This is a genomic window from Tardiphaga sp., assembly GCF_044336785.1.
In the GTDB taxonomy this organism is placed as follows: domain Bacteria; phylum Pseudomonadota; class Alphaproteobacteria; order Rhizobiales; family Xanthobacteraceae; genus Tardiphaga.
On sequence record NZ_JBIIOT010000090.1, the window covers coordinates 1 to 20,894 of the forward strand.

Below are 20,894 nucleotides of genomic sequence, written 5' to 3' on the forward strand. Positions count from 1 at the left end.
GGCGGCTGGGTCGATACGATCATCAGCCGCATCATCGACAGCTTCCTGTCTTTCCCCGCGATCGTGCTGGCGATCGCCGTGACGGGTGCGCTCGGCATCGGCCTGACCAATGGCATGATCTCGGTGGGTATCGTGTTTTCGCCGCAGCTCGCGCGCCTCGTTCGTGCGCGGACTCTGGTGGTGCGGAACGAGCTCTATGTCGATGCTGCCCGCTGCTTTGGCGGTTCGACGATGCGCATCCTGTGGCGGCATGTGCTGCCCAATGCGATCCAGCCGGTCATTGTGCAAGTCACATTGCTGCTCGCGGCCGCGTTGCTCGCTGAAGCCAGTCTCAGCTTCCTCGGCCTCGGCATCCAGCCGCCGGATCCGAGCTGGGGCGCCATGTTGGCGCGCGCCTATCAGAACATGGAGATCGCGCCGGAGCAGATGTATCCGCCCGGCCTTGCGATCCTGTTCACCGCGCTGGCCTTCAATACACTGGGTGAATCGCTGCGCGTCGCCCTCGATCCGACCATGAAACGTAACTGACAAAAACCGGGGAAAACGGTGATGACCGCAAAGCTCAACGAAGCTGACTATCTGGCCAGATTGCACGACCTGTGGGCTAAGGCTTGGCCGAAGGGGACACCGACCAAGCCGAATTACATTCACGGCGAAGTGGCGCTGACGGAATATCTGCGCGCCTGGGCCAAGCGGCAACCGGAAAAACCTGCAGTGATCTTCTACGGCCACGTCACCACCTATGGTGACCTGGATCGCCAGAGCGATCGCTTCGCGGCATTGTTGATGGAGAAAGGTGTGCGCAAGGGCGACCGCGTGGCCGTGTTCATGCCGAATTGTCCGCAATTCCATATCGTATTCTTCGGCATTCTGAAGCTGGGTGCCATCCATGTGCCGGTCAGCCCGCTCTCGCGCGCGTTTGAACTGGCCTATGAGCTTAACGACACCGACGCCGAAGTCATCGTGGCGCTGGACCAGCTCGCTCCTGTCGTCGATCAGGTCCGCGGTGAGACGAAATTACGCGAGGTGATCGTCACATCTTTCGCCGATGTCATTCTGGATCAGCCAACCATTCCTGTGCCGGATTCCATTCTCGCGCCGCGTATTGCCATTCCCGGCGCTACCGATCTGCTGCCCGCACTGGCCGCGCTGCCCGAGCCGAAGCCGCTGCCGCCGGCCGGCCTCGATGACATCGCCGCGCTGAACTATACGGGCGGCACCACGGGCATGCCGAAGGGATGCGTTCACACACAACGCGACATGGTCTACACAGCTGCCGCCAATCACGGCATCTCGGTGGTGTCGCGCGAGGACAGCGTCTATCTATCGTTCTTTCCGGAATTCTGGATCGCCGGTGAGAATTTTGGTCTGATCTTCCCGCTATTCGCCGGCGCGACCCTGGTGCTTTTGGCGCGATGGGATGCGGTTGGCGCGCTGTCTGCGATCGATCGCTACAAGGTCAATATCACCGCCATGCCCGTGGATGGCGCCGTTGAGCTGATGGATCATCCGCGCTTCAAAGAGTTTGATCTTTCCTCGCTCAATCAGGTCCGTGTCGTGTCCTTCGTGAAGAAGCTTAATCCTGACTACCGCAAACGCTGGAAGGATCTCACCGGCATCATTCTCGCCGAAGCATCCTGGGGGATGACCGAGACCCATACCTCGAATACATTCGTCGCTGGCTTCCAGGACAATGACTTCGATCTGTTGTCGCAGCCGATCTTTGTGGGCCTGCCAGTGCCCGGCGCCGAGTTCAAGATCACCGATTTCGAAACTGGCGAACTCATTGCACTCGGCGGCGAAGGCGAGATCCGCGTCCGCACGCCGTCATTGCTGAAGAGCTACTGGAATAAGCCGCAGGCGACTGCAGAGTCGCTGGTGGATGGTTGGCTGCGCACCGGCGATATCGGCACCATCGACGAACAGGGTTTTTTGCACTTCCTCGGCCGTCGCAAAGAGATGCTGAAGGTGAAGGGCATGAGCGTGTTTCCGCCGGAGATCGAGGCGCTGCTCGGCCAGCACCCTAAAGTGCTCGGTTCGGGCGTAGTGGGACGTGACGATACGGACAAGGGACAGGTGCCGGTGGCCTATATCCAGCTCAAGCCGGAAGCGATCGGAAACACATCGCCAGACGAGATCCAGGCTTGGTGCGCGGAGCGGATGGCCACCTACAAGGTGCCGGAAGTCCGCATCATCGACGCGCTGCCGATGACCGCCACCGGCAAGGTGAAGAAGCAGGAACTGAACGCCAATGCGCCGCGCTGAGCGGCTCGCATTTCCGATCATTCGTTGCTGACGGAGAACAAGATGTCCTTTCATAAATTGCTGATCGCCAATCGCGGCGAGATCGCCATCCGTATTGCGCGCGCTGCCGCCGATGCCGGACTTGCCACTGTAGCGATTTATCCCGCCGACGACGCGCAGTCGATGCATGTGCGGATTGCCGACGAAGCGCGGGAGATTCCTGGCCGCGGTGCGCGCGCTTATCTCGATATCGATGGCGTCATTGGTGCAGCCAAGTCCGCCTGCTGCGACGCACTGCATCCCGGCTATGGCTTTCTCAGCGAGAACCCTGAGCTCGCGCAGCGCTGCGCCGATGAGGGCATCACCTTTGTCGGTCCGTCACCCGCGGCATTGAAGCTGTTCGGCGATAAGGTGGCGGCCAAGCAACTGGCAAAGCGCTGTGGCGTGCCCATCATCGCCGGCACGAACGGGCCTTCGACGCTGGAGGAGATCAAGGCATTCTTCGCCTCGCTGGGCGAGAGTGCTGCTGTCATGATCAAGGCGATGGCCGGCGGAGGCGGCCGCGGCATGCGCGTCGTCGAACGCGCCGCAGATCTGGACGATGCCTATGCGCGCTGTCAGTCCGAGGCCACGGCCGCCTTCGGCTATGACGGTGTCTACGCTGAACGACTGATCCGCAATGCCAGGCACATCGAAGTGCAGATCATCGGTGATCGCCACGGCCATGTCAGCCATCTCTGGGAACGGGAATGCACTATCCAGCGTCGGAACCAGAAGCTGGTGGAGATCGCGCCGAGCCCGTCGCTGACCGATGCGCTGCGCAACCGTATCGTCGAGGCGGCCAAGCATCTGGCGAGCGAGGCGAAGTATGACAGCCTCGGCACGTTCGAGTTTCTGGTCGATGGCGAGGTCGGCGAGAGCGATGGCGCGTTCGCGTTCATCGAAGCGAATCCGCGTCTGCAGGTCGAACACACCGTGACCGAGGAAGTGCTGGCGATCGATCTGGTCCGCGCGCAGCTCGCGGTGGCGGAGGGCGCCACGCTGGCATCCTTGCATCTTGATCAGGCCGAGGTGCCGAAGCCGCGTGGTTTTGCGATGCAGCTTCGCATCAATATGGAGACCATGGATGCATCGGGCGCCACACAGCCGACCGGCGGCACGTTGGCGGTGTTCGAGCCGCCGTCGGGCCCGGGCGTGCGCGTCGATACGTTCGGCTATGCCGGTTATCGCACCAGCGCCGCATTCGACTCGCTGCTGGCGAAGGTCATAGTGCACACGCCGCTCGCCTTTGCTGATGTCGTCGCTAAGGGGACGCGGGCGCTGCGCGAATTCCGCATCGAAGGCGTCGCCACCAATATCCCCCTCATTCAGGCGATCCTCGCCCATAGCTATTTCCGCGCCTACCGTGTCAGCACCAGTTTCATCGATCGCAACGTCGCCGATCTCGTCGGCGCGGCGCAGGGGATGAGTTCGTCGCTCTTCGCATCAAGTGGCATAGCGGCGCATCAAGCGGCATCGGCGGCACTTGCCGAGCCTGTGCCCGAAGGGAGCATCGCCATCGCAGCACCGCTGCAGGGCACCATCGTGGCGATCCAGGTGAAGGAGGGCGATGTCGTCCGCCCCGGTCAGCAGCTTGCCGTGATCGAATCTATGAAAATGGAGCATCTCGTCACCGCCGGGCAGGGGGGGCGGGTCAGGCGTATTGCGGCGGCGGATGGCGTTACGCTGATGCAGAACGAAGCGATCCTTTATCTCGAACCGCAGGACGTCGCCGGCGACGCGGTTACCGAGGAAGCCACGATCGATCTCGATCACATTCGTCCCGACCTCGCCGAGATGCTCGCGCGACAAGCGAACACTTATGACGAGAACCGTCTTGGTTCGGTAGAGCGGCGGCGCAAGACCAACCAGCGCACCGCGCGCGAGAATATTGCGCAGCTCGTGGATGACGGCTCTTTCATGGAATATGGCAGCCTCGCCATTGCGGGCCAGCGCCGTCGCCGGTCGATCGACGATCTCATCAAGAACACCCCGGCTGATGGCCTGATTGCCGGCGTGGCCACGGTCAACGCCAAGTCGTTCGGCGAACACGATGCGCGCTGCATGGTGATCTCATATGACTACACCGTGCTGGCGGGCACCCAGGGCCATATGAACCACAAGAAGATCGACCGCATGCTTACGCTGGTCGAGCAGTGGCGGATGCCGCTGGTGTTTTATGCAGAGGGGGGCGGCGGCCGTCCCGGCGATACCGATCGTCTCGGTCTCACCGGTCTCGATGGTCCGTCTTTCGTGCAGTTTGCAAAACTCTCCGGCCTTGTCCCGGTGATCGGCGTGGTGTCGGGCTATTGCTTTGCCGGCAATGCGGCGATGCTCGGCTGCTGCGACGTTATCATTGCGACCAAGAATGCCTCGATCGGCATGGGCGGCCCGGCGATGATCGAGGGCGGCGGCCTCGGCGTCTATCATCCCGCCGAAGTGGGCCCGGTGTCGTTCCAGTCACCGAATGGCGTCGTCGATATCCTGGTCGAGGACGAGGAAGAGGCGACGCGCATCGCACAGAAATATCTGTCTTATTTCCAGGGGCCGGTGGCCGATTGGAAAGTGGCCGATCAGCGCCTGCTGCGCCGTGCGATCCCGGAAAACCGCCTGCGCGTCTATGATATCCGTGCGGTCATCGATCTGATCGCGGACGAGGAGTCCGTGCTCGAAATCCGCCGCGACTTTGGCGTCGGCATGGTCACCGCCTTCATCCGCATCGAGGGCAAGCCGTTCGGGCTGCTCGCCAACAATCCGAAGCATCTGGGCGGCGCCATCGATGCCGAGGCCGGCGACAAGGCGGCGCGCTTTCTTCAACTTTGCGATGCCTTCGATATTCCCATGGTCTCCTTGTGCGACACGCCGGGATTCATGGTCGGGCCGGAGGCGGAGAGGACCGCGATCGTGCGCCATGTCGCGCGCATGTTCGTCACGGGGGCGAGCATCACAGTGCCACTGTTCGGCATCGTCCTGCGCAAGGGTTACGGGCTTGGCGCACAATCCATGATCGGCGGCGGCTTCCATGCATCGTTCTTCACGGCCGCGTGGCCCACCGGCGAATTCGGCGGCATGGGTCTCGAAGGCTATGTGCGCCTGGGCTTCCGCAAGGAGATGGAGGCGATCGCCGATCCCGCTGAACGCGATACCTATTACAAGAACAAGGTTGCCGAGCTCTATGCCAATGGCAAGGCCACGTCGATCGCGTCGGTGATGGAGATCGACAATGTGATCGATCCCGCGGAGACGCGGCGCTGGATCATGGCCGGCCTGCGTTCGGTGCCGCCGCCGCCCGCACGCGAGACGCGTAAGCGTCCCTGTGTCGACACCTGGTAATGAACGGTCTGCTTGGAGTGATGCGATGACGAGTGCTGCATTCGATACCGAGATACAGGATGTTGACGGCGCGCTGCATGGCCCGTGGCGTCAGCCGCGGCAGATGCTGCACGCACAGACCTATGATTCTCACGCCTCGATCCACGACGATGCGACCGCGCAGAAACTCGGCTTCAAGGGTGGCACTATCGAAGGTCCGACGCATTTCAGCCAGTTCGCGCCGCTCTGCGTGCGATTGTGGGGCGATGCATGGTTCGAAAGCGGTTGCATCTCGGCGCATTATCGCAATGCCGCCTATGAAGGCGAGGAGGTGCAGGCAGTTGTCGAGAAGCCTGCCCTCGGCGCGCGCTATGCGGCGATCCGTATGATCAAGCGCGACGGCACCGAGATTTTGCGCGGTAGCGCCTCGCTCGGCAGTGATGCCGCGCCATCCGCTCTGGATATCAGGCTGACCGAACTGAAGCCACTGACCGATGCCGTCATTCTACGCGACGTCACGATTGGCATGACAACAGCGCAGCAGACGGTTCGCATGGATATGGACCAGCATATGGGCGATCTCTATCCGTTTTCGTTGGCCCAGAAATTGAAGGTCATCACCGAACCTTCGCCATTCTACAGCAGCGGCGACACGCCGTGGCGGCGCGCTATCATCCCGATGGAGATGTTGAGCGTGCTGTTCCAACATACAAGCAAGAAGGATGGCCTGCCCGTAAAGGGCCCTGCTGTCGGTCTTTTCGCCGATCAGGAGATCCGCGTGGTCAAGGGGCCGCTCTTTGTCGGCGAGGATTATAGCGTCCAGCGCGAGGTGGTCGCCATGTCCGGCAGCAAGCGCACCGAGAGCCTGTGGGTACGCACGGAGGTTCGTGACGCCAGTCAGACGCTGGTGGCAACGATGCTGCTCAATCTCGCGACACTGAAGGAATCCTACGGGCCGTATCAGGCCGAACACGCGGCGCTGTACGGATCATCGGTTTGACGATGTCGGCTTGTGCTCGACGTCCGCTGTTAGATGAAAATCGGTGCAAGGGCACGAGAGCGGGTATTCCGACCGCGCAGGCGCCGAGCATCTTCTGGCGCAAAGCGGACCATCAGAAAACTGTCATACAGAGTATCTAAAAGGCGGGTGGTAGCCTGATCCGGGATAGTCAAACTCAGTCGCGGGCGGCAGGGGCGTCAGCGCATGCGTTTGGAGCGTTTTCAATCACGACAGTTGCGCAGCGGCGGGCCTTTGGTCGTCGGTCAGGCTGCCAGGCGACTGAGTGTATTGATCGTTGTGACCCTCGGCATCTGCGTTTTATGGGTCATGTCGGCAGCGGGCGGTAGTCCTGCCGCGCGAACCGACCGTTTCGATTTCGAGATTGCCGCGCAGCCGCTCGGCCCGGCACTGGTCGCCTTCGGCGCCGCGAGGGGCATCGAGCTGATCTACGACAGTGCGCTGACATATCGCCACCACTCTTCCGGTCTGAAGGGACGTTTCACCGCCGACGAAGCGATCCTGCTCATCCTGGCTGCGTCGGGCCTCGCCGCCCGCGCGGTCGCGCCGGGCGCGATCACGATCGTGGCGCTATCGGATCTGCAGCCGGTCGAGCAAGCCTCCCGACCGACCAGCAGTCGGCACGCTGCATTCTTCGCCGAAATCCAAGGGAGTTTTGCACGGGCATTCTGCCACACGCCAGCAGCCGTGGTGAGCAGGGAGCGCGTGCTTGTCAGATTCAGGATTGCCGCTTCAGGCGCGATGGAGCGACTGGAAATGCTCGACGCGACCGATGAGTCGTCGCGTCATGGTCTGGTGGAAGCGCTGAAGCGTGTCACTTTCGACGTCCCGCCGCCGTCGGATCTGCCACAGCCGATCATGATGCTGATCCTGCCGCTTGCTGCGGAGGCGTGCTGACGTGGCGGGTCCGCTGACCGAAAATTGCGTGGCGATGGGACACTGAGCGCATCATGACCGCGACCTGGGCAGCTTTGCGCGATCTTCTCGTGGTGCGCTATGATGACTTTTTTCTGCGGCTGCGGCGTCGCCTGGGATCGAGCGATCTCGCCCGGGAAACGCTGCACGAGACCTATGTGCGGCTCAACCGCACTGGTGATATCACAGGCGTCCAACGCCCGGATGCGTATCTGTACCGGATCGCGCTCAACATCGCCGTGGTGCTACGACGATCAGAAGATCGGCAAGCATCGCCCGTGGAGATCGAGGCAGCCATCAACCTTGCCGACGAGATGGCGCAAACTGACCGGATGGCCGAGGGCCGCTTCGAGATCGCGGCGCTTGAGCGCGCGATCGAGGCATTGCCGCCACGGCAAAGGGCCGTCTTCCTTGCTGCCCGACTCGACGAGACGCCAATCCTCGATATTGCTGCGTCGCTCGGGATTTCGTCGCGGCTGGTCGAGAGCGAGCTCAGAAAGGCGCTGGATCATTGCGCCGCGCAGTTGCAGCGGCCGTCAACGCGACGTATTCGCAAAGCGACATCGAAGGCCTCCAGCGCAGGGAGGACTGGCGATGACCGGTTTTGACGATACTATCGAGCAATCTGGGGCAATGACCGAGCGCGAGACCGATCTGCCGCATCAGGAAGCGCGGGCCTGGCTGCTCAAGCTGCGGCCGGGCAGCGCAAGTGCCAGCGATCTCACCAGATTCAAGCGCTGGCTTGGTGAAAGCCCGCACCATGCCCGGGCGTTTAACGAGACAAAGCAATTGTGGTCCGAGCTGGCGCCTGCCGCGCGCAACGTGGCGGCGCGTCGCGCAGCTGTTGCGCAGCCGATCATGCCGCGTCGCTTTGTCAATCGCCGCGTTTTTCTCGGCGGCACAATGGCCGCTGCTGCCTCATATGCCATGATCAGTCCGCCGCTCGGCTTATGGCCTTCGCTTCCGGACGTGCTGGCGTCCGACTACCTGACCGCAACAGGGGAACAACGGCGGCTTAGTCTCGCCGATAATGTGACGCTGGAGATGAATACGCAGACCAGCATTGCAGTGGATGGCGAGCGCCGGATTGAACTCATTTCAGGCGAGGGGGCGATTGTCACGGGCGCGCAGGATTTCGAAGTCATCGCGGCAGATGGCCGGATGCGCTCGCGCAATGCCGTCTTTTGTATCCGGCATATCGCTTCCGACGTGCGCGTGACCTGCCTCGAAGGCGTGATCGAGATCGCTCTCGGCGATCGCGTGACCTCGATCGGTCGACGGCAGCAGATTTCTTATTCCGGTCAGGACCTTGACTCCGTGATGTCGATCGATCCCGAGGTCGTTACGGCGTGGCGCAGCGGACAGCTGATCTTTCTCGATGCGCCGCTCAGCGATGTGGTGGCGGAAGCCAATCGCTATCGCCGCGGAAAAATCATCGTCGCTAACAAGGCGCTCGGACGCCGGATGGTCACGGCGCGCTTCAGTCTCGACCGGATCGAAGACGTGGTTCCCAAGCTCGCAAATGCGTTCGGCGCTCGGGCGACATGGTTGCCCGCCGGAGTTGTGATCCTGAGCTGATCGTCTGCCGGCCGGCCGGCGCAAATTTATTTGCACAAGCCTGTGCGGATTGAAGCGATCAAAAGCGACTCATCAAGCGGAGCTCTCCCGGCGCATCGTCAATGATGGCCATCCGTTCTGATAAGGACCTGCCATGACCGTTCGGCCCCAGATGATCCGCAAGCTTGCGCAGCGGCCGGACTTGCGTTTTCGCCGTGCTCTGCTGACAGGCGCCAGCGTGACGGCATTGCTGATGGGATCGCTTGTTGCCGTTGAGGCACGCAGCCTCGGTGGCGGATCCGGTGCAGCTTCCGCAAATGCCGCTGCCGCCGCGCAGGCGGGCGCCCAGCAGGCGGCGGCAGCGGCGGCTGTGCAGACATCGATCTCCATGGCCCGCGCGAATGCCAGCCTGGCCGCGATGCGAGCCAGATTGCAGCTCGACCGCGCGGCGGCCATGGCTGCATCCGGCGCGGTGCCGAACGGGCTGACAGCCGGCGGGCTGGTTGTCGCGCCGAATGCCGGTGCCGATCCGACCCTGTGGCAGGGCGCCAATGCGCCGACATCCGCGCCGCAGGGCGGACGTATCCAGGTCGAGGTGAAGCAGACCCAGCCGAAAGCGATCCTGACCTGGAGCAGCTTCAATATCGGGCGCGAGACCGATCTTTATTTCAACCAGACCGCCGGTGGCAGCGACGTGCCGAACTGGATCGTGATGAATCGCGTCATCGATCCGTCGCTGGCGCCGAGCCGCATCCTTGGAACCATCAAGGCCGAGGGCCAGGTTTATGCCATCAACAGGAACGGCATCGTCTTCGGCGGATCGAGCCAGATCAATGTCTCGACACTGGTCGCATCGAGTCTCGAAATTGCACTGCCGGGCCTGAGCGGCGCCAGCTATCTGTCGGATTCACCGGCCAATGTGACCGCGCGCAATGCGCGATTCCTTAATGGCCTGCTGTCCTTCACCGGCGATCTCCCGGTCGCTTTCGGCGAGGACTTTACCACCACATCGCAACGCTCACTGGCCGGCGAAGTATTCGCGCCGCTCGACGGCGTAACGATCGACGCGGGCGCGCAGATCAGGATCGGCAATTACGGCCAGGCGTTCCTGGCTGGCCACAATGTCGTCAATCGCGGCACCATCGAAGCGCCAAACGGTCAGGTCGTGTTCGCCGCCGGCCGCGGCGTCGTCATCAACAAGAGCGCGCTGCCGGATATCCGCGGCTATCTGCTTGCTGTCGATCGTGGCGGCGTGGTGGAGAATTCCGGACTGGTGTCGACGCCGCTCGGCAATATCACCATGACCGGAAAAACCATCAATCAGACCGGCGTGTTGCTGGCCACCACCGGCGTGGAAGCCAATGGCTCCATCGTGATGCGGGCTGTCGAGGGGATGCCGAACCGTCAGGCCTTTACCGAGGTCGTCCCGCCCGCGCCCGAAAGCGGCTATATCGGCTCCCCCAATGCCAATCAGCGGCGTGGCACTGTCACCTTCGGTCCAGGCAGCGTGACCGCGATCACGCCTGACGACAGCGGGCAGAAGGCGGTCGGCACCATCGGCTATCGGCAGTCGATGATGGACGTCGCCGGCTACAAGATCCTCGCCCTTGATGAGTCCACGCTCTATCTGCCATCCGGCCGTATCGGACTATGGACACTGCCCGAGGCGGCCACCACCGGCCTCGACAGCCGGGTCTATATCGGGCAGGGCGCGCGGATCGACGTCTCGGGCCTGCGCGACGTATCGGTTGCGATGGAGCAGAACGCCATTCAGGCGGAATTGCGCGCGGCCGAGCTGAGCATCAATCCGGTTCTGCGCGACAGCGCATTGCGCGGCCGGAAGATCACTTTCGATGCGCGGTTCGGCGTCCGGATCGCGGATGTGGCGGGCTATTATGACCTGATCGCGCGCGACATCGGCCAGTTCATGACCACGGGCGGTACGATCGCCCTGCGTGGAAAGGAAATCATCGCGCGGGACGGCTCGACCATCGATCTGTCCGGCGGCAGCGTGCGCTATGGCGACGGATACATCAAGAGCACCATCCTGATGGATCAGACCGGTCGCCGCGTGCGTATCGAGGACGCGGTGCCCGGCGTCACCTATATCGAGTCGGAGCGCGGCTTCGTGGTCATGCGCCCGCGCTGGGGCATGACCGAGATCCACACGTCGGTGTTCGATCGCGGGCAGTTGTCCGGATTTGTCCGAGGCTATGTCGAAGGGAGATCGGCTGGACGGCTGGAACTGGACGTCAGCAGGGACGCCGCCACCGCAGGCGCGCAGGCGCGCGACGCATTCCGTATCTTCGATGGCGAAATGCTGACCGGTCTTGTCGTCGGCCCGAACCAGCTCGCCGCGCCCACCGGCGCCGGCATGGCCGATGTCAGCAAGGTCTGGCAGGAAATGCCGGCGCGCGCATCGCTGCTGTTCGGTGGCATCCTTTCTTTCGCCGGCTCGGACCCGACCTATCTCGGCGGCGACATCACGATTGCCGATGTCGGCCCACGGCTGGCGAGCGGCTTCAAATTTGACACCGCGCTCGATTACGCCAATGCCTATCGTCACATCCTGCCGGCCCATTGGTTCGACGGAAGTGGCTTCGGCAATGTCACGCTCCGAAGCGGCTATACGTCACAAGGCGCCGCCGATCCCGACACCGGCGTCATCTCCGGGCCGGGGCCTTATCCGACCGCAGGTCATCTTGTGATCGGCGCGGGCGTGACGGTCGATCTCGGCCTGTTCGGGGCGTTCAATTTCTTCGGCCGCCAGGCCGATATCGCCGGCACGGTGCGTGCGCCCGGTGGCTCCGTATCGATCCAGACCGTGCAGGCACCGTCCACTAATGCGGGCAGTTCGACCGAGAACTGGGCGCAACTTCCCGATTCCGAACGGCCCGGCACCTTGCTGCGCAGCACCGGCGTGATCGATGTCGCCGGATTGTGGCTCAATGAATATCTAAGCGGCGAGCGATCGCCGCGCGCGATCGATGGCGGCAAGGTCAGGATCGTCAGCTATAATCTTGTCGCATACAAAGGCTCGCTGATCGATGTCAGCGGCGGCGGTCATCTCGACAGCAGCGGCTCCAGAATAACCGCCGGAAATGGCGGATCGATCGTCATCGATACCAGCGCTCGCTACACTTATGCGTCGCCGGCTGCCGACCTCGAGCCGAGCAATGGCCGGCTCGTCCTTGACGGGACGCTGCGCGGTTACGCGCTCGGCCGCGGCGGTACGCTGAGTATCGATACCGGCGAGGAGATTGTCATCAGCAATCATGCCGTGACGCCAAACGACATCCTGGCGGCGGGGCAGCGTGCCCCCCGCGACTTGCGTCTCGCGACATCCGTCATCGTTCCGGCAGGGGCGCGACTGCCGGTTGCCGGCTTCTATGTGGCGACCCGGGCAGAAGCCGGCCGCGCCTTGCCCGTGGCCGTGACAGTCACCGGCGTCTCGTCAGCGACACCTCTGTCTATCGCCGCCGACTGGACCGTACCGGCCGGCGTGACAGTGCGCTCGGTGGCAAATACGCAATATCGCGCCGGCGCCGTCGTTCCTGCCGGCACGCAGCTGATGACCTGGACCGGCACCCTGCCGGCCAATTACGTCGTTCCCGCCAATGCGTTCCCGCATGGAATCGCGATCGCCGCGAAGACGATCACCCATCCGGCGGGGATCGCCACCCGCGACGTCACCATCGCGGCGTCCACGCTCATCCCGACCGGCGCCATCTTCGACCAGCAGGTGCAGTTCGTGACCACGCGGGCGATCGACGCCGATCTCTTCACCCGCGGCGGTTTTTCGGGCTTTGCCATCAGCGGCGCGCGCGGTGTGACGGTGGCGGCAGGGACCGTGATTGCGCCGTCGGTCGAGACACTGCAGCTCGGCGATGCGCTGCTGGTCGCCACGGGCACGAAATTGCCCGAGGTGGCCGGGCGCGTCGTGCTGCCGGGCGAATTGCGTAGCGCGATGACGCTCAGCCTGTCGACCATGCCGGTCGATATCGATACCGGCGTCGCCGTCAACCGTGTCGAGGTCGTGGACGGGACCGGGCTGCTCAGCGCCGGCAGCGTCCGTTATCCGGGCGTTCTCAACATCGAAACCGGCGCGACGATCCGGATGGAGCCGGGCTCCCTGGTGCGGCTTGCCTCGCTCAACAATCTTTTCGTTGATGGCACAGCCGCGACGCCCGGTGGAACGATACAGGTGTTGTCGCCGGTCGTTCGCTTGGGCGCGCATGCGCGGCTGGCGGCGCCGGGTTATGTGGATGTCGTGCGCGATGGCCGGCAGATGCAACGGCGCGTGGCGGCGGGTGGCACGATCCTGATCGCCGGTGGTCGCTCAAGTCTCGCGTCCGCGCCATGGGCATCGGCCGTGACCATGCTGATGGATCCGGGCGCGGTGCTCGACGTGTCAGGCATTCGCGACATCGCCGACCTTGCCGGTACCGGATCGAACCCGGTGATGTCGCGCGCGCCCCATACGCCGACGATGATCGACGGCAATGCCGGCGCGATCAGCATCTATGCGACGCGCGGCGTGCTTGGCGGTCAGTTCGAACTGGCGCCGGGCGGCGAGGCCGGGAAAGGTGGCACGCTGGAGATCCGGACCACCATCGCAGGAACGTCAGGCGATCCGGGCGTTATCGTCCGCCAGGACATGCTGCCCGGTTTCGGCCCGGTGCTGCGCAACAGCGCGGTCCCATCGCTGCCGGGCCTCATCGTCGTCGCGGATCGCATCAATGAGTCCGATCTCGACGATCTTGTTCTCGGCACCGCCACTTATGCCGATCGCACCAATCTCGGCATTCGCTTCGACGGCGACGTGACACTGAACGCGCGCCGGTCGATGTCGCTGGTCACCCATCTGCTGGGCACCATCACCAGCCGCCCGGCCCGGGTCCAGCTGGGCGCGTCCTATGTCAGCCTCGGCTCCGGCGCGACCAGCACCACAGCCCCGCTCGTCGCGGCAACGGTGCTGAACGGCGATCTCACCGTGCGTGCGGACCTGATCGATATCGCAACACGGGTCTATCTCGGCTGTGGCCTCGGCGGCTGTGCCGGTGTCGGCGGCTTCGATACCGCGCGCTTCATTGCGACAGGCGATATCCGTCTGCATGGCAGCGAGGCCAACGATCCGAACCAGCCGGCCGGCCTGTTCTCCGCAGGCGCGCTCGCATTCAACGCGGCACAAACCTATGTGACCGCGCGCGCCGGCGTCGTGCGGCAGAGCAGCGATCCGGGCTTCCTGGTGAGCTCGAACCGCTCAGTCACCTTCACCGGCAATGGTGGCGCCGCGCCGGTCCCGTATTCCTTTGGCGAGCGGCTGACGGTGCGCGCGCCAAGCATCGTGCAGGGCGGCGTCCTGCGCGCACCGCAGGGCGAGATCCGGCTGGAGGCGTCGCAATCGTTGACGCTCGCGCCGGGCAGCCTGACCTCGGCGTCGCTTGAAGGCCTCGTCGTGCCCTATGGCGTCATCGAGCCGACACTCGTGTTCGGTGACTATCGAAATCCCGGTGACGCGCCGGTCAAGGCGGTGCGCCTCGACGGGCCGAATGTGAACGTGCAGGCAGGCGCCGTGATCGATGTGTCCGGCGGCGGCGACCTGCTGGCCTGGCGTTTCGTGCCCGGCAATGGCGGCAGGACCGACATCCTGGCCTATGACGCGAACACGTTCAGGTTTGCCATCGTGCCCGGCATGAGCACCACACCGCTGCCGCGGCAGCCTTATGCGGCAAGCGGCGTTCCCGGCAACAACCGTTCGAACATCAATGTCCTGCAGGATCCGCGGCTGAAAGTCGGCGACAGGGTCTGGCTCGACGGCGTGCTGGGCCTCGCACCGGGGTACTACACATTGCTGCCATCGGCCTATGCGCTGCTGCCCGGTGGCCGCCTGGTCGAACCGATCGGCGGCAGTTATCGGTCGGCCCAGGCGCCGCTGGTGCGGCCCGACGGCGCGGTGATCGCGACCGGCTATTACGCTGTGGCGGGGACACCGATCCACGATCAGGGCTACACGCGCTTCCTGGTCATGGATCAGGCGACCTTTGGTCAATATACCGAGACCAAGGCCTATTCGTTCAACGCCGTGGCCGAAGACCTCGCTGCTGCGGCCGGCGCAGCCGTGCGGACGCCATTCGATGCCGGCACCGTCATTCTGGCCGCCACCCAGTCATTGAGCCTGAACGGCAGCGGCCGCTTCGGCGCGCCGGCCGGCGGGCTGCAGGGCAATCTCGATATCGCTGCGGCCAGGCTCGCTGTGGTCGGTGATGGCGCGACGGCACCGGCCGGCTTTCTCCGGCTGGATGCGCGCGCGGTCAGCGCGTTCGGTGCCGGCAGCCTTTTGATCGGCGGCACGCGGACCAGCACCGCGGCGGGCACCAGCGTCAAAGTGATCGCGACCGATGTCATCGTCGATACCGCAGCGTCACCGCTGAGCGGGCCGGAGATCATCCTGGGGGCCACGACCAGTCTCACGATTGCCGACAATGCGGTCATCACGGCCACCGGCGAACCGGTGAACGACCGCAGCGACCTGCTCCTGACCGGTGACAGCGCCTTGTTGCGGCTGTCGACCGGCAGCCGCATCGGTGTCACGCGCACCGGCACGGCCGGCGTCGCCGGCGAATTGACCATCGGCCGGCACGCCATGCTGACGGCCGCGGGATCGATGCTGCTCGATGCGAGCCGCACGCTGGCGATCGCGCCGGATTCGATCTTCGCCGCCCGCCAGCTCGATCTGGCGTCGCGCCGCATCAATATCGGCCATGTGCCTGCCGGAGAGACGGGCACGACGCTGGGTCTCGACACCGTCGCCCGCCTGGCTTCCGCCAGTGATCTCCTGCTGCGCGGCCAGGAGTCGATCCATCTTTACGGCGATATCGTCCTCGGCGGCCGTACTCCGTCCGGCGATGCGACCCTGGGCAGGCTGACGCTCGATACCGGCCTGCTGCAGGGTCATGCCGATGGCGGCGTCACCACCACCATCGCGGTCGGCGAATTGACGCTGATGAACAGCGCCGCGCCGACAGCGGCGGCCGCCAATGCGGGCGCGGGCACATTGGCGCTCGATGTCGATACGCTGCTCTTGTCGGGGGCCGTCCGGATCGGCGGCTATGCGTTGCTGCAGGGTACGATGGGCATGCTGCAGGCGGCCGGCAGCGGCACGCTTGAATTCGCGGGGGACGCCACCTTGGCGACAGGCGTCGCCACTGCTGGCTCGGGCGTCGATTACACGCTCAAAGTGGGCGGCCATCTCGCGCTCACGCAATCCGCGCGCGCCTTCGCGCGGCCGACCGCCATGGGCGGACGGCTCGCAGTCGATGCGGCTGGCACAGTCCTGCTTGCGAGCAAAGTGATCCTGCCGTCCGGCGTGTTTGAGGCCACGGCGGGTGACTCTGTCGTGGTCGCGCCTTGGGCGCTGATCGATGTTGCCGGCCAGGCGTTGGCGATGCGGGATGTCGTGAAATATGCCCCGGGCGGCATGATCCGCCTCACGGCGGCCAATGTGCTCGATCTGTCACAGGGCACCGTGCTCGACGTTTCGGCCCCGGCAGGCCGCGGCGATGCCGGCACCATCGCGCTCAAGGCTGGTGACGCGGCAAACATTGCTGCAACCCTGCGCGGCCAAGCGCAGCCGGATTCCAGAGGCGGCGATTTCACCCTCGACGCCGCGCGTATCGATAGCTTCTCGACACTGAATACGGCGCTCAACCGCGGCGGCTTCAATCATGCCCGCGACCTCCGCCTCCGTCAGCAGGGAATCTCTCTCGGCGCCGGCGAAACGATCATCGCGCATGATGTGTCTTTGCGTTCCGACGCCGGCGTGGTGGATATTGTCGGCACCATCGATGCCGCGGGCACCGCGGGCTCGCCCGACGGCGGCAGCGTGCGGCTGACGGGCGGCACCGGCGTAACGCTCCAGGCAACAGCCTTGATCGACGGCCAGGCTCGTGCAGCCGAGCCGGGCGGCTTTGATCCGGCCAGCGGCAAGGTTGAGATCAACGCGCTGGACGGGCGTATCGATATAGCGCCCGGCGCCGTGATCAATGTGTCAGGCGGTAGCCGTAGCGGTGGCACGATCGTTATCCGTGCCCGTCGGAGCGGAAATGACATTGCGATTGATCGCCTTGCGGGTACGTTCATCGGCGCGCGACTGCGCGAGATCGATGGCGTCGAGGTCTACAATAGCAGCAGCGTCGATGCGGCAATCGTCAATACGATGTTGAACGATGCAGCAGCGTGGCTCGGCAATGCGGGAACGATTCAGGCCCGTCTCGGTCGTCCTGACTTCGAGGTGCGGCCTGGCATGCTTATGGCGAGCGCCGGCGATCTTGCCGTCAACGCCGAAATCGATCTCGCCGGTCTTGGCGGTGCCGGTTATCTCGGCTTGACGGCCGGCGGCAATATCGCGGTCAATGCCACCATCAGCGACGGTTTTGCCAATGCGAGCCGGACCGCTGCATTGCTGGCCGGCCGCTCCTTCACATACGGCCTCGACAGCGGCGGCGACATCGCGCTCGCTGCAAATGCCATGATCCGCACCGGCACCGGCGATATCACCATCGCGGCCGGACGCGATCTCAAGCTTGTTGCGCAGAATTCGGTGATCTATAGCGCCGGCCGGAAGACCGTCACCGAGGCCGGCTTCAATCCGGCCTTGCTCGGCACTGCCAGAGTTGGCGACTTCGCCACCGAAGGCGGCAATATCCGCGTCAGCGCCGGTCGCGATATCACGGCACCGCTGACCCAGCAGACCAGTTCGGCCTGGTTGTTTCGCTATGGCGACAGCGAGTGGAATGGCAACGCGTCCACGTCGAAGGTCATACAGCAGACGAGCTGGTCGGTAGTCTACAAGAATTTCGAACAGGGCGTCGGCGCGCTTGGTGGCGGCAATGTCAAGGTCAACGCCGGCCGCGACATCAAGGACCTCGCGGTTGCGATCCCGACTACGGGACATATGACCACGAGCATCGGCACTGTCGCAGATGCATCGCAGCTTTACGTCCGTGGTGGCGGCGATCTCGACTTGCTTGCGGGCCGGGATGTTCTGGGCGGGCTGTTTGTGCTCGGCAAGGGTGAGGCCGAGGTGATGGCCGGCCGCAACCTTGCGGCCAGCGCCGATACCGCAAAATTGCGCAGCGCGCTCGTCTCGTCGACCTTTGCCGACGGCTCGGTCAATGCGATGTTCGGCCTGATGGACGCGACGGCACGGGTGACTGCGCTCTCGACCGCAACTATCCATGCGGCGTTCGATCCGATGCTGCAATCGCAAATCACCGAGAATCTCACGGGCACGCCGGCTCTGACCGGTTCGGGCTTCTACGGATATTCCGCGCGCACAGCGCTCGATGTCACCGCCGTCGGCGGCGCGGTGAGTTATCGCAACGATCCGTGGGCCTCGGTCGATATGAGCCGTGGCTACGCCTATGCGGTCAATGCAAGTGCAGCGATCGAAGGTGGAACCGCTCCGCGGCCGGTGCTGCTTGAACTGCTCGGCCGTGCGCCCGACACGCTGAAATTCGCCTCGCTCGAATCCAGCGTGCTGATGACACCACGATTTTCAAGCGCGCTGAAAATAGCCTCGGCCCCGCGCGGCACACTGGAATTGCTGGCGCAGCAGGATGTTCGGATCGGCTATACGGCGCCATCGACCGCGATCGTGATGGAAGATGTCGCGGCTGCTTACGACCGCGGCCCGCTGGTGGCGTTTTCCACCACGCGCGGTGCAGCCGGCACTGACCGGACCGAATATGCCAATACGCGTCCGATATTCGGCCCGTCCGCCGCGAATAACATGCTGCGCGGCTTCACGCTGCTTCACGCTGGCGACCGCGACAATGCGCGGATCTATGCGCTTGACGGTTCGGTCTGCAATGTGGCCATCAGCATTGCCTGCAGCGCCACCGCAACCGGCCTTGCGCAATTCTATCTGACGCTGCCGAAGGCCGCTGCATTCTATGCCGGCCGCGACATCCTCTCGCCGAAGCTCAGCCTGCAGCATAATCAGGCGGATGCCTGGTCGAGCGTTATTGCCGGCCGCGATGTCCGCAACCCGGCAATTGCAGCGGCCGGACCGGGCACGCTGCTGATCGAGGCGGGGCAAAGCATCGATTTCGGCTCCGGCAATAACGGCGCGGCCGTCACCAGCGCCGGTGGTGGCGGGACCGGCAATCTGGCTCTGCCGCGGGATGTCGCCGCCAATATCATGATGAGGGCCGGGGCGGCCAATGCCACCGATTATGACCGCTTTGCCGATACCTATCTCGATCCCGCCAACAGTCGGGGTGTGGTGCGCACGTATCTTGCCGAGCTTGCGGATTACATGCGCGGCATGGGCGTCACAGGCCTGTCCGGCGCCGATCTGGTCGTCGCCTTCAAGGCGCTGCCCAGCGCGCATCGCGAAGCGTTCCTGCTAAAAGTCTATTTCACCGAACTGAAAGAGACAGGGATTGACTACAATAACAGCGCAGGCGCCCGCTATCAAAACTATGACCGCGGCTATCAAGCGGTGGCCACACTCTTTCCGGTGAGTAGCAATAAGGCTGCTGTGGGCAACATCCTGCTCAATTCGAAGCCAGTGGAAACAATGGTGCAGGCTGACATCACCATTGTGGCGCCTTACGGGCGAGTCGAGATCGGCACGGCGTTTCCACCGGAGAACTATTCACCCAATTCGGGCGGCGCAGTGACCCGGCGCGGGGGGGACGTCCGCATCATGGCCGATCAGAACATCGACCTGTTCACGTCACGCGTCTTCACCTTGCAGGGCGGCGATATCACCATGTGGACGTCGAATGGCGACATCACCGCGGGCTCGGGCGCCAAGACGTCGGTGTTCCAGGTGCCGCTGAGCTATACGATGAGCAATGACGGTGTCATCGATCTCAATGTGTTCGGCCTGCAGACCGGCGCCGGCATCGGCGTGCTGGACTCCGTCGGGGCCGCCAAGGGAAGCATGGGCGTCACCCCGACGCGCCGAAAGAGCCGGATCGATCTGCTCGCCTTCCGCGGTGAGGTCAATGCCGGCGACGCGGGCATCCGTGTGCTCGGTGATATCAACATCGGCGCATTGCGCGTGGTCGGGCTCAACAACATCCAGGTAATTGGCGGCACGGCGACGGGCATTCCACAGGCGACAACGCTGACGGTGGTCCCTCTCACTGCTGACACCACCGCGGCTCAGGCAGCAAGTTCGGCCAAGGATGCCATGCAGGCGTCCGCGCCGAACCAGGGCCCGTCCGTGATTATCGTCGAAGTGCTGGGCTATGGCGGCGAGGATGCAATGCCCAGTGAGACCGAGCCGCGCCGGCGCGAACGACGCGCTTATGATGTGGACAGCAGATTTCAGATCGTTGGCGCCGGCAAACTGAACGCCATCGGCGAGACGCTGCTGACCGAAGCGGAAAAGCGAGCGCTGATGCAGCAAGCTGGGCAATAGCGGCTTGAGGAGGAATGTTCGCTTCTGGCGGATTGTGTTGAATAAGTCAGCAAACTGATCGCTGGCATGGCACCGCGATCTTGCGCATGAGTGTGCCCTGCTCAAGCAGGCATTGGAGCGGGCACCGGGATCAGCTTGGCCAGCTTCCGAAGATTCTGGGCTGTGGCGGCGAGCAGGACCTCGTCTCGCGCAACGCAAGGGCCTCTCAGCCTGAGCCGATCAAGGCGCAGGATACGCTTCACATGGGCGATAACATCTTGATTGTCTTGCGTTCACGGCGCGAGGTTACATAGGGCTCCGTCCTGGCGATGCGGCGCGCCACGTCCCGGGCACTCTCGTAAATCGAACGGGTACTATACGGGACGGCATCTT

General features: G+C 63.9%; 8 protein-coding genes and 1 pseudogene. 8 read left to right on the forward strand and 1 reads right to left on the reverse strand.

Annotation, left to right across the window (positions count from 1 at the left end; translation table 11 throughout):
• From ACIQ2A_RS20720 to ACIQ2A_RS20755, 8 genes are all read left to right on the forward strand, one after another.
• Positions 1-528, forward strand: a 528-nt coding sequence (locus ACIQ2A_RS20720) for an ABC transporter permease (protein WP_398482840.1), incomplete at its 5' end; no start/stop codon positions are given.
• A 21-nt stretch (positions 529-549) separates the two neighbouring features.
• Complete coding sequence (locus tag ACIQ2A_RS20725) at positions 550-2,265, forward strand: AMP-binding protein (RefSeq protein ID WP_398482842.1); 1,716 nt, start codon at positions 550-552, stop codon at positions 2,263-2,265.
• A gap of 42 nt (positions 2,266-2,307) precedes the next feature.
• Positions 2,308-5,616: a carboxyl transferase domain-containing protein gene (locus tag ACIQ2A_RS20730; RefSeq protein WP_398482844.1), complete on the forward strand. Its 3,309-nt coding sequence runs from the start codon at positions 2,308-2,310 to the stop codon at positions 5,614-5,616.
• A gap of 25 nt (positions 5,617-5,641) precedes the next feature.
• Positions 5,642-6,595 carry a hypothetical protein gene (locus ACIQ2A_RS20735; RefSeq protein ID WP_398482846.1) on the forward strand — a complete coding sequence of 318 codons (954 nt, stop codon included), beginning with the start codon at positions 5,642-5,644 and terminating at the stop codon, positions 6,593-6,595.
• 288 nt (positions 6,596-6,883) lie between these two features.
• Entirely contained in the window at positions 6,884-7,510 is a 627-nt protein-coding gene (locus ACIQ2A_RS20740; RefSeq protein ID WP_398482848.1) for an STN domain-containing protein, read from the forward strand.
• Between the two features lie 53 nt (positions 7,511-7,563).
• Positions 7,564-8,136: an RNA polymerase sigma factor gene (locus ACIQ2A_RS20745; RefSeq protein WP_398482850.1), complete on the forward strand. Its 573-nt coding sequence runs from the start codon at positions 7,564-7,566 to the stop codon at positions 8,134-8,136.
• A gap of 25 nt (positions 8,137-8,161) precedes the next feature.
• Positions 8,162-9,106 (forward strand): FecR family protein, encoded by a 945-nt coding sequence (locus ACIQ2A_RS20750; RefSeq protein ID WP_398482854.1) that lies wholly within the window; start codon positions 8,162-8,164, stop codon positions 9,104-9,106.
• Positions 9,107-9,239: 133 nt separating this feature from the next.
• Complete coding sequence (locus ACIQ2A_RS20755) at positions 9,240-20,522, forward strand: filamentous haemagglutinin family protein (RefSeq protein WP_398482852.1); 11,283 nt, start codon at positions 9,240-9,242, stop codon at positions 20,520-20,522.
• 101 nt (positions 20,523-20,623) lie between these two features.
• Here ACIQ2A_RS20755 and ACIQ2A_RS20760 read toward each other — a convergent pair.
• Positions 20,624-20,894: pseudogene (locus ACIQ2A_RS20760) on the reverse strand (transposase); the annotation flags it as partial.